At 40.8% G+C, this 18708-nt stretch carries 12 protein-coding genes; 5 read left to right on the top strand and 7 right to left on the bottom strand.

Annotated elements, in window-relative coordinates:
* The gene (locus BLS33_RS13385; RefSeq protein ID WP_089889993.1) at nt 1–798 is read left to right on the top strand and encodes a hypothetical protein; all 798 of its coding nucleotides are present in this window, start codon (nt 1–3) and stop codon (nt 796–798) included.
* 118 nt (nt 799–916) lie between these two features.
* A complete protein-coding gene (locus BLS33_RS13380) occupies nt 917–2227 on the top strand; it encodes an amidohydrolase family protein (protein WP_089889990.1) in 1311 nt (436 codons plus the stop codon).
* A 60-nt stretch (nt 2228–2287) separates the two neighbouring features.
* On the opposite strand, the gene BLS33_RS13375 is transcribed toward BLS33_RS13380, so the two are convergent.
* From BLS33_RS13375 to BLS33_RS13350, 6 genes are all read right to left on the bottom strand, one after another.
* Nucleotides 2288–2617: a tellurite resistance TerB family protein gene (locus tag BLS33_RS13375; RefSeq protein WP_143017610.1), complete on the bottom strand. Its 330-nt coding sequence runs from the start codon at nt 2615–2617 to the stop codon at nt 2288–2290.
* 247 nt (nt 2618–2864) lie between these two features.
* A complete protein-coding gene (locus BLS33_RS13370; RefSeq protein ID WP_089889983.1) occupies nt 2865–3281 on the bottom strand; it encodes a DUF4231 domain-containing protein in 417 nt (138 codons plus the stop codon).
* A gap of 50 nt (nt 3282–3331) precedes the next feature.
* Nucleotides 3332–5326, bottom strand: a complete 1995-nt coding sequence (locus BLS33_RS13365) for a tetratricopeptide repeat-containing protein (protein WP_089889980.1) — start codon at nt 5324–5326, stop codon at nt 3332–3334.
* A 12-nt stretch (nt 5327–5338) separates the two neighbouring features.
* Nucleotides 5339–6484, bottom strand: a complete 1146-nt coding sequence (locus tag BLS33_RS13360) for a patatin-like phospholipase family protein (protein WP_089889976.1) — start codon at nt 6482–6484, stop codon at nt 5339–5341.
* Nucleotides 6485–6513: 29 nt separating this feature from the next.
* Nucleotides 6514–7233: a pYEATS domain-containing protein gene (locus tag BLS33_RS13355; protein ID WP_089889973.1), complete on the bottom strand. Its 720-nt coding sequence runs from the start codon at nt 7231–7233 to the stop codon at nt 6514–6516.
* Nucleotides 7230–7904, bottom strand: coding sequence for a toll/interleukin-1 receptor domain-containing protein (locus tag BLS33_RS13350; RefSeq protein ID WP_089889968.1), 675 nt, complete (start codon nt 7902–7904; stop codon nt 7230–7232). Before BLS33_RS13350 ends, BLS33_RS13355 begins: the two co-directional genes overlap by 4 nt.
* Nucleotides 7905–8397: 493 nt before the next feature.
* Between BLS33_RS13350 and BLS33_RS13345 the strand changes: the two genes are divergently transcribed.
* The 3 genes from BLS33_RS13345 (at nt 8398) to BLS33_RS13335 (ending at nt 16873) form a co-directional block, all read left to right on the top strand.
* The gene (locus BLS33_RS13345) at nt 8398–9558 is read left to right on the top strand and encodes a tetratricopeptide repeat protein (protein ID WP_143017619.1); all 1161 of its coding nucleotides are present in this window, start codon (nt 8398–8400) and stop codon (nt 9556–9558) included.
* Between the two features lie 7 nt (nt 9559–9565).
* Nucleotides 9566–11134: a TIR domain-containing protein gene (locus BLS33_RS13340; RefSeq protein WP_089889962.1), complete on the top strand. Its 1569-nt coding sequence runs from the start codon at nt 9566–9568 to the stop codon at nt 11132–11134.
* A 288-nt stretch (nt 11135–11422) separates the two neighbouring features.
* The gene (locus tag BLS33_RS13335; RefSeq protein ID WP_089889959.1) at nt 11423–16873 is read left to right on the top strand and encodes a CHAT domain-containing protein; all 5451 of its coding nucleotides are present in this window, start codon (nt 11423–11425) and stop codon (nt 16871–16873) included.
* Between the two features lie 252 nt (nt 16874–17125).
* On the opposite strand, the gene BLS33_RS13330 is transcribed toward BLS33_RS13335, so the two are convergent.
* The gene (locus BLS33_RS13330; RefSeq protein WP_089889956.1) at nt 17126–18340 is read right to left on the bottom strand and encodes a peptidoglycan-binding domain-containing protein; all 1215 of its coding nucleotides are present in this window, start codon (nt 18338–18340) and stop codon (nt 17126–17128) included.
* Between the last annotated feature and the right edge of the window lie 368 nt (nt 18341–18708).

Raw genomic sequence — 18708 nt, 5'->3', positions numbered from 1 at the left:
ATGGAAGACAAAAGAATCGGTGAAATTGTTCGAAAAGCATTTGAGAAAGCCAAAATTGAAAGCGTTTCCCATGCTAAAAGTGCTTTATCCAAAGCCATAGCCGATACACTAAACGAGAAATATAATCGTATAAATGCCAAAACACTGGAAAGGGCCTACGATAGATATATCAATAACAAAAGAAAATATGGTAGACCCTCTGCTGAAAGCGTAGATTTATTCTGTACCTATTTGGGGATTGAAGGCTATAAAGAGTATGTAAAAAAGAATCAAGTAGTCAGTAACAACACTAAGAATGATAACAATAAGAATCAAGAAAAGATCCTTCTAAATTCTCCTAAGCGTGAAACAACCAAGCGCAGTAACAAATGGAAATTATCATTTACGATTTCAATTGTACTTGGAGCAATCATACTCATAAGCCTATGGTCAAAAACTACAAACAACCACCAAATTTCTGTTGAAAACCGTTGCATGACCTGGGCGAAAACCCATTATGAAGAAATCGCTTGTGGTATAAGTCCGTATTCAAAATACGGCACCCAAGTCGAACCTTTTGATCGCATACGGTTTTCCAATTTTAAAAAAATTGAAGTTACCATGGCCACGACTTTCTTTTCCGAAGACACCAATCGACCTTTGATATGGTACCACAAAACTAAGAAAGGGGAAATAGAATATTTTACCGCTCCGGGGTTGCATCCTATTAGCGGAAAAACGCTAGATGAGATAACGCCGTATATAATCGAGAAATATGTCCCCATACATTCTAATGCCAAAAGTTCTTTTGCAGAGTAATATCCAAAACACTAAACAAGAACAAATAAACTAGAATAGCCATATAATAAAACTTACCCTTATCTTTAGTCGAATTTGTAATTTCATACGACCAACTACAAACCATACACCTTTCGAAATGAGAACCATACCAACCTATCTTATCTGCCTGATCTTAGCTGTGTCTTGTGCTGAGCAGCCTCAGACAAAGCAGGAAACCATTATAAAAGAAGTGGTAAAGCCCCTCTATTCATTGAATACCAATGAAATCAGGGAAGGAGATAAGACCATTGCCATCGCTGGTGCGACCTTGGTTGACGGTAACGGTTCAGAACCTATTGAGAATGCCTTGGTCATCGTTAAAAACAATACTATAGATTTTGTAGGAAATGCGTCTGAAGATGAAATTCCGGAAGACGCTAAAATCTTTGACGCCACTGGAATGACACTCCTTCCGGGTCTTATCGATGCTCATTTTCATGGGGACTCTGAAAAAATGACCACCATGTTCTTACAAAAAGGGGTGACCTCGGTGCGTGATCCAGGGGCCTGGAATGCTTCCTATGATGATGCCCGTCTATCGGGAAAAGCTATCCCACGGTTGTTCCTTACCGGGCCACATATTGACAGTTATCCGCCGGCATATCCTAAAAATTCTTACCTTATTCAAGATGCCATGGAAGGTGAGATTGCAGTAAATAAATTTGCCGACGAGGGTGCTACGGCCATTAAAGTATATTTCAGAATTTCCACCGAAATGATTCAAACCATTTGCGAAACCGCAGCTAAAAGAGGCCTACCCGTCACAGCTCATCTAGAAATTACCAATGCCATTGATGCGATCAATGCCGGCCTAGATGGTATTGAACATATTACCTCGTTCGGTACGGCACTACTTTCACCGCGGGAGGCCGAAGACTATAAGAACCTAATTCTGGGCGATAATGGTGCACGGGGAAGGGGTCGATATGAAGTATGGAATACTTTAGATATTGACAACAATGCCAAAGTCGACTCTATTATACCCTTCTTGGTAGAAAATGAAACCTTCATTAGTCCTACATTGGCCGTCTTTGAACGCCAAAGTGATAAAGGCGACAGTGTTGAAGTCAATGGGTTTGCCAATATGCTTAAATTTGTAGGGAAAGCTAAAAAAGGAGGCGCCAAGATTGTTGTAGGCTCTCATACCTTTGTACCCTATGCAGATTTGGGAAATGCTTATTATCGGGAAATGGAGCTGTTGAAAGAGGCAGGAATGACCAACATGCAAGTTATTAGCGCAGCAACGCTTCAGAACGCGCGATTTTTTAGAATAGACGAAAGACTGGGAAGTATCGAAAAAGGAAAGATTGCCGATTTAATTTTATTGCGCCAAAATCCGTTGGATGACCTCAAAGCTATGAATACGGTCGAAAAAGTGATGCTCAACGGCGTCTTTAGAGACCTCTAGGAATACGCTGGCCCAGCCCATCTTGATATTTGAAAATGTTATGGTTATGGTACTACGCCATTAATTCAACTCACGACCAATGCCGATGGAGGCCAATATGCCTCGTATAAGCGTCATTTCTTTTTCATGGAAGAAGCCATCGGCATTCGCCATATCCTCTAAAATACCAGCCAAAGCCTGCTTTTTTATATCTGGCATACCATCTAAAATAACAATACCTTGTTCAGGCTCTACATTTCTTGCCTGTACGATAAAATTGGTTTCGAAATCAATTCGATACATCAATTCACTAAGGGCATTTATTTCACCATTATGTACCTTGCCATCAGCGAGGATGACCGAATCAACGGCCTGTACAATGGCCAACTTTTCTGATATTTCAAATTTCATGGGGGAATTTTTATAACTCATAGAAGCGAGGCTAGCATATAGAAATAACATTATCTACTTTATAGTCAACGCAATTTCATGCCAAAAAGCGCCCCAATATACAGAAAATAAAATTTTCGCTCTTTTTAGCAATTAAAATGAGGGGATGGATTGCCATAGCTGTAGCATTGTAATCACCAAGATAAACTTGGAAAAGTGAAAAGGAAGCGTGTACGCGAGATTATAAATATTCGTTCGAATGAAGCTACTACTCTGGCTTTTCCTTACTGGCTATATAATCGCCCCAATCACCATTCTCAACATTTATAATAGTCTCTACCCGTGTCACTAACAGGGTAAAAGCCTTGTCTTTGTCATAAGGAGGGGTTTTGGTCTGCCAAAGAAGTTTCTCTCGTTTTAATCGTTCGGAAGCAGTTCTGTAATTGATCCACTTTTGTTCGAATTTCATCACCCCTGAAACGGAAGTCAATATGGCCACCACGGCACCTAATGCTCCCGCTATTACCCCAAACAATTCAAGGCCAGATAGCAAAGGGATCAGAACGGCACATATAATCGTCGCAATTTTCATGCGGTTATGGTAATCCTTGTTAATACCACTTTTCTTGCTATACCATTTCTGCTGGGCATCTAGGCGTTCTGTTACATAGTCTTCTGCTTCCATACTTAAAATTTTAACTTGGTTGGTTATTCTGCAATATTTTTTACCCGAATTCAAGGGCTGATAACAATACTTTTGGCGCCTCTTTTGTCAGCCTCTTCTATCATGTGTTTTGTACCTCCCGGATTGTCTCCCTCTTTTCCATTCCATAACACTAAAAAGGTAAGATTACGACCACCGTATGAAAGGGCTGAATTTAAAATCCAAAGGTTATTTCGCTCCCAAAAAGTATAGTCCTTTTTTCCCTGTAGCCAAATCGGTAAGTCCATATCGTTTGACAATAGCTGAACCAGCGTATTTGCATCATCGTGTATCGCATAAAACCGATCGACCCATGAATTACCTGCAAATCGTACCGACTCACCTATAAATTTTTCTTTTGGCAAGGCGAGATATAATCCGGTTTTGATACCCAACTCTTTACAAACCTCATGAAAAAGGATATCTCCGCCGCAGGCCCCCCCAGCTATACCAATGAAATCTTTGGGTGTTTCGTTGCCCAAAATTTCTTTTACACTATTCTTTATTTTTTCGCGAACCGCTCCTTCCCGCTCTTTAGGAAAACGGGGTTCCTTACGACCTTCCTTGTCAATCATATGACCGGAGAACACAATTGCCTTTTTATTTGTTTCGACATTTTCACTCACTAGTATGTCTCGGAACTCATTTAAGGCTGCCGTCACATTGTCGGTCATGATTTGTAACTCTTTATATAAATGCAATTGGCGCATGGCCGCATCGAAGTTCAATCCCGAACCGGATTCAATGGCTGTATAGTAGAGATGGGCAACGCGTTGAGGATTGTCACTGGTCAAAAGCGCCAAATCGGCAATGGTCATATTTACCCAAGGATCAGATTGATTGTTGCGCTCCAATGCTTTTTTTTCTGAATTAACGGCCCAATCAACGACCATGGCCAAATCATTGAACTCTTTTTTGTATGTCAGCAAGGTACTCTTAGCTTCATCACCATATTTCGCTTCCCACATCTCAGGTTCACTATCTGCCAATGAAATGATTAACTTAAGCATCGCCAAAGCATTCACTCCCGAATAATAGTGGTTCAAGTCTTCTTGAAAACCCAAAGAATAGTTTTTGTAAGCGTCATGTAATGCCTGAGGCCGGAGTGCTTTAGACGCTTTAAATTCAGAATCTGAATCGATCCACTGGGCTATCCACTTGGCTTTTTCGTTGCGCGCCTTGAGGGCAAATACTTCGGCTCGTTTGTTTTTATCAAGCGTACTAAACTCTTTGAATAAATAATCTATGGCTTCATCGGACAAGGCATACAATTGCTCCGCAATCTCAGGATTATTCTTTGTTTCCTTTTCTGCCAATCGATGATATATAGTCGCTAAGCGTTCATTGGCTTCAATATCGTTAGCCTTCCTTTTTCGTATTATTTCCCAAGTCTGTCTAGCATCTTCATAGAGTTTTGACCTAAATTGAATATCGGCAATTATCCGTAGCGCAGGTAACTCCCAAGAGAAAAATGCCGCTTCGGTGGCAAGTAAGGCCAATTTGCCTTGATCTTTCGTTTTTTTGGCGACATATACTTCTTTGGAAAAATCTGCTGGGATCGCTAAAAAATCTTCCGGGTTTTGCGAAACGAGTTTAGGGAGCATCATAAAAACCGGGCTATCGGGCTGGTTCGATCGCATTGTTGCCTTAATGCTCTCGCTCAACAAATCAACGTCCTTTCCCAGATTACCATTATCATACGCCAAATATCGGTCCGTCTTCAAATCAAAGGGAACCTCATCTTTACGACAGCGGATCAATAATGTTTTCTTGGCGCGTAAGGCGTGACGAATGCCAAGTTCATAAAAGACATTGGCGTTATGAATTGATATATCAGCTATGACCAAATCGCTGGTAAGCAATAATTGAAACATGTCTTGGCGTATGTTACCAGCCTCTAAGATAACGCCTGTGGTACAACCGTTTATACCGGCCTTATTTAATGCAGGCAGAATAAGTTTTGCTTGCACCTCGTCAAAATTCACTCCGTTCTTTTCCCCAAAGGGCCTAACTATAAATGCGTTCATTGTTGACCTATGTTAAACAAAAGTTCCCAAATGGTCCAAATTTACCTGTTCTATAGCTGTTTTAGCGCCGACCAATTGGAGGTCTTTAATATTCTTAACAGAGTCCATTTTTTGTACTTTCTCTGCATCTAAATTCTCCAAACCCAATGCTTTTAGTCCCTTTTCACTAAGGTCGGCATTATAGCGCACATAGGTAAAATCTCTATTGGTATCTTCACTGGCCGCAGGAACCATATCACCGAGTTCTCGATCTATTTCGGGGCCGTATGTGCATTTACCGAACGTGCGACAATTGATATCTTGATCGATTTGTATGGCATACATAAGGTTTGTGGGTAGTTCCATCAACGTATTTCCTAGATTACGATATTCGCCCTCTGAGGTTGCACTACCCGTACCGACCGATACTATCAACAGTTTGTCTTCGCCACGTTCCCAATTCAGTTTATAGGCCGAGTGCGTGGCCATACGATAGAGTAAAAAAGCAGGATTGTTATAAGGCGTCACTCCACCATCGACAAAAACAAAAGTCTTTGATGGGTCCTTCGCATCCCATTCCAAGGTTTCTGGCGGAAAATAAGCAGGGGCGGCGGTACTAGCCCTAATCAGTTGGTACAACTTAATATTTTGATTGTTATCAGGACGATCTTTACCATTATACCTCGCTAGGGGATTGTTGCTAATCGGCCAAGGGGAATCTGTGCTACGGTTCATAGTAACTACGGTCAAAAGAGTTTTGAACTTGCCATTTGCAATATCCATATTGGTGTCTTTTCCAAAAGTGTCTTGTAACATATTGAGCAATGGTCCCGATTCATAAAGTGATTTCCACTTTTTTAATAAAGACGCCTTGTCGAACATATCTTTGCCTTTTTTGGTGTAGAATTCCAACAATTCGGCAACCGACATTCCTATTGAAAGGCCGGCAGCAATTATGGCACCCGTACTCGTACCACCGAAGTAATCGAAATAATCACTTAAGCGAAAACTATCGTCTTTACCCAACTTGTTTTTTAAATCGTTTTCTAGCTTTGCTAATATTTCAAGGGTAATGACCCCTCGGATACCACCGCCATCCAAAGCGAGAATTTTATGGGTTTTTGACTTTTCATAACGGTCGGCTAAATCGCCCCAAAGGTGAGAAGTTGTAGTTGGCATAAGTTTGGTTTTGTTAAACTTTGGTGTTCTTAAAATTTCAATTTATTTATTTGATTCCCTAACGCTTTTAGGGTTTTACCATAAGATTCGTCTAAATTCAAGCGGGAAGAAATATTGCTGTCGGCTTTATTTATGTCGGAATCAATAATTGAATCCATAGGGATAATTGTTTTTGAAAGTTCTTTTGCAATATTAATCTCGGCATTTTGCCATTCATTCTCCGTTCCTGAATTAATGGTGATAATTGCGTCGGATGCGTTTATCGAACTAACGATATTTTCTTGTAGACTCCCTTCCGATTCTAAATCATTGGCCGAAATAACCTCCATTCCCAAATCGGTCAATATAAACTCTAACCGCTGCGCTGTACGCGTATCGACATCGGCATGTGATATATATATTTTTTTCGGATTCACCTTTGGTATATCATTCTCCCCTTCGGCACTTCGATACGAATCCCTTAACACAAGCCAATGCGCCATTTGTATGGTCTCCCGGTTCTTTTTGATAATGGATATTTCAATTCGAAATTCACCCCATCCCTTAGAGTTTAATTTAAAACCTGTCGAAACATCTGTAACTTTACGCAGCCGATTCTTAAAAGTGCGGTGTAACAAGTATTCAACATAATCGATTTCGGATACATCAAGCTCCCCATTCTCGATCCAAATGGACCATTCAAAATAGTCCTTGCTTTTTTTGTCTCTTTGAGAACTCTGTCCTATAGTAAATTCTTTGGCGTAAATCATAACGACATTGAAATTCTTAGGTTTCTATTGATTACATCAGAAGTGTAAATTCCATTTTTAGTGGTCACTTGAATTTGCATTTCGGTATTCTTGCCCACCCCCTCAAGAAAAAGACTTAAACCTCCTGATTGTGGTTTGATAAGTGCTTCCTTCCACGTACTCCATCCGGTCTTACTACTAAAAAATCGGTATTTTACTATATCCTTTTGGTTATAATTAGATCTGACTAAAGCTACAATCTCCTCAGGCTCTAAATATGCCTCTACCCGCTCTCCCAATCTTAGCTTCCACTTAAAAATAGTTTCAGAAACCTTTAAAAGCGCTTCAACCAAATCATCTGGCTTGTAGCGTATGTACTCGAAGGTTTGAAAGGGTCCATTATTAGGTAAGCCCTCCTCGATTAAGGCTATAAAAGGGATCTTATGCGTAAAGGCCGTTGTTCGTTCGTGCTGCACCCAATCATTCGTTTTTCCTTCTCCACGTTTCGAAAGCAATACGACCATGGCGTCGGCACCTTGAATACGCTCCGCTACCGCATCGGTCAATTGTTGCCCCTCTAACCGATGGCCATCGATAACTTCAAGATCATGGCTGTGAATCAATCTTTTAATACTACCCGCCAATGATTCTACATTTTGATCAAAATGATATGAAAGAAAAATACTTTCCATACAAATTTCCTTGATTTAAAGATTATAGGACGCAAAATGAATACAGCAAATACGGGGGAGACAAACTGTAGGTGGCTGTACCGACACCGTTTAATTCTTTCCAAGTTAGAATTTTATTTCCGAATTTACAATACCTATTCGAACGGCGGACATTTTCCAAAAATTTCTATAACTTTAAAAATTATAATCCCCCGTATTTTTTTTGCATAAAGGTTCAATTGTGATATTCCATGAATAACATGGTTCGAGAACTGGTCTTTTTACGTATATCACCCATGTTAATTTCGGTGACGTACCCAATACGATAATTATAAACGGGGAGTAATTCTATTAATCTCTAAGTCAAGATCAGAAAAACATTTGAATGATAAGGTGGCTTAAAGAAGGTAAAGTAAAAGATATAAAAACTGCAATATGCATTGCTTAGGGCTGATCAATTTCTCTACAACCTTTTGTTTTTCAACTATTGTCCAACATTTAAACAATCAGAATAATGACTCATTTTAAAGTTCATAACATCACTATTTCTTCGTGCTATAGAATGACCATGGCAGCTGTTATATGCTGTCTATCAACTTCCCTGACCTTGGCACAATCTACCATAGCCAAACTTGAATTCAACGGCGAGCCGGTAAACACCTTGAACATAAGCTATGCCCTGCCTAAACAAAAACCGGCTGTGGCCACTGTTCAGGTAAATCAAAAATTCGATTCAGGCACTTTATTTATAATACCCGCCCAAACGGTGGTATGGCTAGCTAGTAACGGCAACAAACAGCGCCTTGGTCCGGGTTCAAAACATTTGGCATCAGCAGGGCCAAAAGGGGAATCGCACCAGACCTTTTGGGGAAAAGTTGAGCACTTCGTAAGCAACAAACTTAATTTTTACAAGGCCAGCGGCCCTAGCAGCAAACACCAAGGAGCTGTAAAAGGCACTATTTTTACGGTGGAAGCTATTGGGAAAGACGTCAAATTTAGCACTCAAGAAGGGACGGTTGCCATTGAGCGACAGGTAAAATTAAATATTCAGGAAAAATCTAAAAACAACTTGAGAAAACAGCGTGAATTAACGGCTACTAAAACCACTCTTATAAACGCTGGAGACCCTGAAGAACTGTTCAATCATAGCTATGAAGAGGAAGTGCCCTATGAATCATACGACCAAGCTATACAGTTTTTCGGGCAAGAATTAGAACGGGCCTACGAAAATGGCGTTGATGCCGAAACCATAGTAGGCGAATACACTTTACTAGGGGAACTCTATCTCGATGCAGCCGACCCAACTTCCGCTGTAGAAGCTTTTGAAACTGCTATTGAACTTTATGAGGATGAACTGGACCCCGATGACCCCGGTATAGCAGAAAACCATATTGGTCTAGGCGAGGCAAACTATAACTTAAAAAACTATGATAAAGGCGTTAAACATTGCAACATTGCTTTGGCTATAATTTCGGAAGACCTTGAATTCAATAAAGAAGATTTTGAATATTTCTCAAGCATCGAAGATTATGAGACCGCTTGGAGTATCGGACTGGATATAGTCGACAATTACGACAATCTGGGCTGGTGCTATGATATTTTGAACAATTATGATGAAAGCGACAAATTCTATGACATGGCCGAAGCTATGGAAGCCCAACTGAAACAATACTAACGAAACGATGACTACCCTAAAACGTCTCGCGGTTTATCTCTTGATTTTTGTTGTAATTTTAAGTGCCGTCGCTACCCTTACCAATTTCTGGCAATCATTGGACTACTATGTCTATCGCACCTTTTATTTAGATCGTTCAGAGCAAATTGAATTTCCCAAACGCATCTTTCTTATCGACATACCACATCATGCCGAGAATAAGACCAGTTATGATCGTGCCAATTACAGAAAACGACTAAGCAATCTTTTAGACACCATAGCCGCCTCAAAAGACAACCCTAGGGCAGTTTTATTGGATATCTATTTTGAGAACGAGCCCCAAGAGTTGGAGACCTTAAAGAATTCTTTAAAACGGATTCGGGAAAAAACAAAAGTCTACGGCGTATATGACATGCGTGAATATGAACAAATCACTTTTGAAAAAAACGAGAGCAGTCAGGCCGTCGACATTTATGAAAATTACCTCGATGGGTTTCGATTACATTCGATGTTCGAAGAGCGAATGGGTGTTTTGTTTTATGAATCTGAATTGTCATTCCCAAGAGAGGGCGGTGGTTACGAACTTATAGAAGCCGTGGCCTCAAAAGTAGCTCGTGATGTTAATGTTAACTTGAAAGACACACCTCCTTCTGAACCTCGGGGGTTTGTATTGCCGTTGGGCAATGAAAAAAGTATTGCACAGCAAACGGTTCAATTTCTTCATACTGGTGACAATACCGCTGGAGGCAGTTTCTCCTCCCCTTTGACCATTGATGATAATATTATTATTATAGGAAGCTTGGCCGCCGACAGAATTGCTAAAATCAACAAAACCGGGACCCATTTGGTGGCCTGGGCCTTGTTGGATCAATTAAATGGTAATACCCTGGCAAAGCAACCCCTCACTCAGCCTTTTGTTTACGTAGGCCTAATCCTATTTTTTGCGCTTTTTACAGCCTTGCTGTTTGCCTTGTTCTTTAAATACTTTAAAAGATTACAAACCAAGCCCCTGCTTATCGCATTTTTATCGTTTTTTACCAGTATAGCCTTATTATTGGGTGTTGGTGCCGCCATACTCGCTATGGGGCAGGTGATTCCAATGGGTCTACCCTTGATGGCCATTTTACTGTCGGCTATATTATCTTGGCGGTTTGCCTATAAATTCTTGGTGACCGGGGTTGCCGAAGGCTCCCAAAAATATGATGTATTTATAAGTTATTCACGTGGTAATAGTGATTGGGTCATTAAGAATATTTACGAACCACTAAAGGCATTCCGCAAACCGAATGGCGATAAATTGAATATTTTCTTTGATAGGGATAGTATTGGTATTGGCGAAGCCTTTACCGCAAAATATATGTGGGCCATTGTTGACTCCCGCTTTTTTATTCCTGTTTTTTCTGAAGAATACTATGGCAAAAATCATTGCCGCAATGAAATGGATTTAGCCTACAAACGCTCCGTCGAAAAACTAATTACCGTTTTGCCTGTGGCTTTTTCCTATGATGCAGTTCCGCCGATCTACACCCATATCAACTTTATGGATATTACCGTAAATCTGAATTTTATAAAGGATATAGAAAAAGTGTTTGAATAGAACTAATTTTTCTGACTTGGTCGACCTTCAATTCCTAAAAAGAAAGCGTCAAGAAGTAAGTATGTTACCCTATTAAGAATTTCCTTAACTTTAGAAAGAAATCTTCCCCCACATTTTATTGGTCAAGAGCATATGGCTTGCTTAAAGTTGTACGCCGACTTTTTGGCCTATTCCCTAATAATACTGAACCTTAGCGTAGGCGGTTTTACGGAAAAATCATCGATAGTTTATAAAAAAAAGCACACGTTAAAAACAATGCAGCGCGAATAAATATCCAATACCAGAATTATGAAACCCATTGAAAAACTAATAGTATTCGGCACGAAACAAGCAATTGTCGCGGACGAAAGCACGGGGCAAAAAGAAGGAGTAGCCTATGATTTGACAGGAAGCACCCGTGATGCCGAAAATCAACACGATATTGGCTTAAAGAACAATGACAAGCTATTGGAATTTGAATTGGAAGACGGCACTACCTGGATGTGCGATGCATCTACCCTGCATGAAGTCTACCCCGAGCTTGACCCAGCGCTTAGACCTGCCGGCAAACGCGATTCGGATACGGAAACATTTGTGCTGCCCAGCACAGTTGATGCACCTGCCACAGAAAGAGGAATCGTCGGTAAAATTGCGGTCAAAATACTTCGGGTTTTTGTCAAAAAAGCCTTTGAAAAGGCAATTGACCTTGGGGTAAAAAAAATCGCCCTAAAACTTGAGGACAAACATCTACAGTACGGTATTACCGAAAAAAGTGAACTATGGCACGAAATAGTCGACAAAGAGGGTGCTATTAAAAAAGATGCTGCCATTTTTACCGTCGACAAAGATTTTAAATTTCATATTTTTAAAGACACGGTAGCGAGTAGCAAGCCCTACTTTCTCTTTATTCACGGAACCAATTCAGACACCCGTGGGGCATTTATCGATCTTCAATCCAGTGCTGTTTGGTCTACACTACATGATATTTATGGGAATAATGTGATTGCCTTTCAACACCGCACCCTTACCAAAAGTCCGCTGGAAAATACCGCTGAACTTGCCGCATTACTTCCGAACAATATAGAACTGCATATCTTGAGCCATTCCCGTGGTGGACTTATCGGGGATATTCTGAATAGATATAGTAGCAACACAGATGCCCCTGCGGGCTTCAACAATATACATACCGACCTTTTAGAGAAAGAAGAAGATCGGGAAAATGACATCGCCAATATTTATGCCCTTAATGCCCTGTTTAAGGAAAAAAAGATTAAAATCACTAAATTCATTCGGGTGGCCTGTCCCGCTGCAGGTACGAAATTAGCCTCAAAACGTTTAGACCATATACTTAACGTTTTCTTTAACCTCTTTGGAGGTGTTTTTGGGGATATCTTAAAAGAATTACTTTCGGCAGCGGTCGATAGCAAGGATAATGTTGATGTACTTCCCGGACTGGAAGCCATGAACCCCGAATCTCCTTTTATCAAAATATTGAACGACCCGTATCCTAAAAATGCCATCGACGGGAAACCTTTGGCAGTCATATCAGGCAACGGCCGGGTAAGTTTTTCTGGGCAAGGTCTTTTGACCATCTTAGGCAAACTTTTCTATTGGCAGCGCAATGACTTGGTGGTAAACACAGATTCGATGTATCTGGGGGTCAAAAGAAAGAACAATATTCAATATTTTTTCGATCAAGGGGCCGATGTAAACCATGTTAAATACTTTGCGAACAGCAAGACCTGTGAAGCCATAGAACTTGTTTTAAAAACTGATGAAGGTGAAGCCATCCCAGGATTTACTTCGGTCAAACAATATGCGGTTCCTGCCACAGACCGCGCTATAATCGAACATGGTGAATTACCGCCACAACCGGGAATTCCTACCGGAAACAAACCCATTGTTATTTTATTGCCGGGTATCATGGGCTCAAACCTTACCCAAGGTGATAAAGAAATTTGGTTGAATTATGGCCACGCTTTGGTCGGAGGCCTTATGGATCTAAAATATACCCTTGTTGACGAAATACGGGCCGATTCTATTGTAAAAACCTCCTATTACAAACTCTACAAGTGGCTATCGGGCAAATATGATGTGGTCATTTTTCCGTTCGATTGGCGTAAGCCGTTATCTGAGAGTACGAAAGCATTGAATCAAAAAATAACTAGCCTCATGGGTCACGGCCAACCTATAAAAATTATCGGACATTCCATGGGCGGAGTTCTAGTAAGGGATTTTATGGTCTATCATAGAGATACTTGGCAAAAATTGAATGCTTCTAAAGACTTCCGACTCATTTTTCTGGGTGCTCCCCTTGGTGGATCCCACCGCATACTTACCGTACTTTTCGGGCAAGACAACATTATCAAAAATCTAGCGAAGCTCGATCTTTTCCACACCAAAAAAGGGCTACTTAAAATGTTCTCGAAATTTCCGGGTATTCTGAGTTTATTGCCCTTGACTACGGATTCAAAGAACGATTTTACGAAATTGAAGACCTGGACAGACATGCGTGATGCCTTTAATAAACCCGATTGGCCTTTACCAGATGAACACGACTTAAAAATCTTCAAGGAATATCGCGACAAGGTTCTAAAAGATTGGAAGAACTTAGACGATTATACCAATATAAGCTATATCGCAGGTAAGGATAAAATGACTCCCTGCGGCTATCATTTAGATGATGTTGCCCCTACAGAACTCTATTTTTTATATACAGGACAGGGTGACCAGAGCGTCACTTGGGAATCAGGAATTCCGAAAGAATTAAATGAAAATTCAGTTTACTACACTCGGGTATCACACGGTGCGCTTGCAAATGATACGAGCATTTTTAACGGCATTGAAGAAGTTTTGTCAAAAGGACAAACCAAATTACTCCGCAATACAAAACCTATGGTACGCGGAGATGAAAAAATCTTTCGTGCAGAACCCGACATCGATTTTGACCTTTCAGAAACCGGACTCACAGAAACTGTTTTGGGATTGCGCCATGAAACCGAACCCGTCGGCAGTCAGATACCTATTACGGTCTCTATCAGCAATGGCGATTTAAGATATGCTTCTTACCCCATACTCGCCGGTCACTTTTTAAACGACGGGATACTTAATGCAGAAATTGCAATTGACAACTATTTAAAAGGAAGCCTGCGTTCTAAACATAATTTAGGATTGTATCCCGGTGAAATAGGAAGTAATGCCATTTTCAAAAAAATGGAGGACAGTGATTTTAAAGGTGCCATTATTCTAGGAATGGGCGAACCCGATCAACTAACTTCATTTCAACTTGCCCGTTCGGTCGAACAGGGGGTTTTAAACTATTTACTCGACTTGAGAGGGCAAAAGGCACCCACGAACGGAATAGGAATAGCTTCACTTGTTATTTCAAGTGGATATGGCGGTCTAAGTATCGAAAGTTCTATGATGGCTACGATTTCGGGGGTGAATCGCGCAAATGAAAAAATAAAAACCTTGTCCTCAACTGATTATGGCACTATACAGCACATTGAATTTGTTGAACTCTATGCCGATAAGGCACTCAATTGCCTCTACGCCCTTAATCAAATAGCCCAAAGGGCAGATACGGCCACCAACATTATCTTGGGCAGTAAAAAAATAAAGCAACTTCTAGGAAGTAGAAAACGGATTCCTTTAGACGTCACCGAAGATTGGTGGAACCGAATAACGGTTAAACACAAAAAGGTGAACAAAGATAGTGGAGAGCTTGAAAGCATGGTATTCGGAGCTTCTACGAGCGACTCACGTGAAGAGGAAAATGAGATATATAGCAGTACGCCATTAATCAATCAATTTATAGCCGAAGTATCGACCAATAATCAATGGTCTAGTTGTACTGCGAAGACGCTGTTCGAGTTATTGATTCCCAATCAGCTGAAAGACAAATTAAAGCGAAAAGGTAACATTTCTTGGGTACTTGACACGAAAACCGCGTCTTACCCTTGGGAATTATTGCAGGATAGCGCAGCCAACGCGAAACCGCTTTGTGTCAATTCGGGAATGATTCGACAACTCTCCATCTCCCAGTATCGTCATTCCATAAAACGCGTTTCAGAGCACAAGGCCCTAATCGTTGCCGATCCCATACTTAATAAGTATATCGGGCAATTACCCGGTGCCAGGGAAGAGGGTCAAATGGTAAAAGAATTACTTGATCGGTCGGGTTATCCTGTGAACGACCTCATCGGATCCAATGCTTCGACAATAATCAGAGAGCTGTTTTGTAAAGATTATTCCATCATACATTTGGCAGGTCATGGGGTATACAAGCCCAAATCGCCCAAAGAATCGGGAATGGTTATAGGAAAAGAATTGTTCTTGACCGTTTTTGAAATTCAGCAAATGCCCATAGTTCCTGAACTCGTTTTTGTTAATTGTTGCCATTTGGGTTACAGTAACAATGAAGATGAGCAGCTGTATCAAAATCGGTACAAACTGGCAGCCAATATCGGAACAGAGTTAATACGGATTGGCGTAAAAGCCGTGATTGCAGCTGGTTGGGCCGTTAATGATAATGCGGCATTGGAGTTTGCCAACGTATTTTACGAACATATTCTCGACGGGAAAACATTTGGTGATGCGGTGAAAGTAGCGCGTGGTAATGTATATGCCAAGTTCCCGGAAACTAATACATGGGGGGCCTACCAATGTTACGGCGATCCCTTTTTTAAACTTAAAACTTCAGCCAAGAGTATTTGGTCACCGAGCTATATCGTGCCAGAAGAAGCCGAAATACATCTCGACAATCTACTCAATCACTTGCAAATGGGAACCACGGCCAAAAAAGAAGCCCTTGATGAGCTACTCACGATTATGAAAGCCGTTTCAGAACATGATAATTTTAAAACACCCGCCATACGCGAAAAAGAGGCACGAATCTATCAAGAATTAGCTATGTATACCGAGGCTATCGAAAAATTTGAAGAGCTACTCTGTACCGAGAAAGCCGATTTTTCCTTTTCATGTATGGAGACCTATTGCAATACTAGAATAAAACGGATTGTTAGGGACATTTTTGAAAACAAAGTTAATGACGATGCGCTGGAAGAAGGGTATCAAAAAACAGAGAGTGTTATCAATGATTTAAAGGTGCTATTGTCAACCGGCCAAACGGCGGAAAGGCAAAATCTGTTGGGGAGCGCTTATAAACGTTTAGCCATGCTTGCCCCTGACGAAGCCAAGCGAACTAGGGCCTATAAAACCGCCATAGCGCATTATGAAATGGCCTACGCAAAAAAAACAAACAATAACAAGATATATTCCCTTTCCAATTCGATTGAAATAGCTGCACTCTTAAATCTTAGCAATAGCGTTAAACCAGGAGGGGATTTTACCGTAGACAAAATGAGCTATCGATTGAGATCGTTCGATGAAAGCAAAAAATTGCTTGAAGAACATAGGAATAAATTGATTGCACAAACAGAGAATTATTCACTTGATTACTGGAATATGGTGGCTTTATTGAACATTGACCTTTGCTTGCTCCTATTTGAAACAAAGACTGATAGTGTACAATGGAACGAATTAGAGGATAATTTCAAGGTAATCTGGAAAAAAGCGGGATCTGAAGCCAAAAAAATAGCGGAATTGGAGCACCTTCAATTTCTTATCCATGCCTTGAATAAGGCGAAAGGAAAATCAACTAGCTTCTCCCCCATCGGAAACTCAATTTCCAAGGACAAGCTTACCATCTATATTGCAGAACTACGAAGTGCCTTGAATGCTGCCAGCGCAAATAAATGAACCATTATACTAATTTTTACAAGATAAAATGCCTAGAGACAATCTAATACAGCTGTTAAAATGAAGCCCGTCTATTTTTGGGTTAAAAGGTGCGCAGGTCTTTGTAACCGAATCGAGAGCTTGAACAAGCTAACCTTTCAACCTTGGGTAAGCAAAAGCTTTGTAATGGTAGCTACCAAAGCGTCATCTGTATGACTATATGAAATAAAAGTGATTATTTAACCCATGGTAATTGCTGCCACTATTTTAGTTTTAAATATGTTGCATTCGGTCTAGCGTCTCCTTGGCATAATCAGTCCCGAGGGTTGCATCCAACTTAAGAGATGCCTCTCTACCCAAGGTATAGTAAATATGATTGACTCCAGGAGGCGAAAAACTGACGATCAGATCGGCCAAAACGTTGTAGGCTCCCTTTGTCTTTTTTACCGAAGTATTCAAGGCACTGTAATTTGAAGCCGCAAAACCCGAACAATCGACCACCTTACCCGAATGGTTGATATAACTTTTGCCGGCGATTACTTGACAGCCCGCCGACCAGTTTGAAGTGCCCATACCCGACCAATGTATATTTATGGTCTGATTGGGCGTGCCATCCAATCCTTTTACCAAATCGGCCTCGGTCAGCGCGTTGTCGTCGTCGCGATCCCGATAGACCAAAACCCCGTTTTTAAAAGGTTTAAGTGCCCGATAGATTTTCTTCTCCACCGAAACTTTATGCCATCCGAAGCGATATTTATGTTGCCCTTCTACAAGAAAAGCCTCATCCCTTCTCGAAGACATACCTTGACTGGCATCTGTTGACCCCCAAAATTTGAAGACCATTCCCCGAATTAAGAGGACAAAAATATCATCATTCATCCGCTTTTCCTGACGCAAATCTTGTCCTCTTCGAATTCCAATAAGATGTACTTGGTTTGGATCGAAAGCCCAATCGCTTATTTTCAACGTATCCGTTGGTTTTGTAAAATCGTTTACCTGTGCCAACATCGGGGGAAGATTTTGTTGGTAATGCTCCTTTGACCTATGTAATAGGTTAATCCATTTTGTGTATTCAGCTGTCGGTTTTGCGGTCGAAGTTACGCCCCAATCGGAAACCGTACCTGTGGCTTTCCAACGATCAATATGGCTCCAAGTGCCCTGACCGACAATACCATCGGGAACCATGTCTTCAACCCCCTCAACAGTTCTCACATATTCTTGAAATAGGCGAGCCGAAGCCTGTGTCACATAGTCAAAAATACCATCGACCACACCCCTGGGCATAAAACCTGCCTCAGAAAGAAACTGTTGTAATCGAGTTACTTCCTCACCGGGTGAATCGCGAAAGCGACGCCACGTGGTGCGGTCGTCATCTCTAAATGAACTTGTATTTTTCAATACACCGTCGCGATGATACGGTGAAAGAAATTTTACCAGATCTGCGGGTCTTTTGGCAGTATCACAACTGCCGAGATAGATTGTGCTCATGATGTTGGTTTTTAAATTTCTTAGAAAGTCTCAAACAAAATGAAAAACGATTCTAAAAAAATAGACGCCTTTCAACTGCTTAAAGCTGATAATCGGGGGAAAATAAATGGGTAAACCGTTCCAAAAACTATCTTTCTTAAGGGGAAGTATCGTTCAAGACCGTTTTTAGTTTACATAGGTCAATTTAAGAAATATCCTGTAATAATCGTAAGATAGACTTATGATTCTTGTTATAAGTCTAACTTGTTTTTATTTTGACACCCTCACAGACACCTAAAATGTTTCAGAACCCTATGCTGAATGTACTTATCAGAGAGATTAAGGGCTTGTAAGATTCATTTCATATAACCAATGGAGGATAATACCTG

The organism is Kriegella aquimaris, assembly GCF_900103215.1.
In the GTDB taxonomy this organism is placed as follows: Bacteria; Bacteroidota; Bacteroidia; order Flavobacteriales; family Flavobacteriaceae; genus Kriegella; species Kriegella aquimaris.
Note: the sequence above shows the minus strand (reverse complement) of the source record. Positions and strands in the feature narration are given on the sequence as shown.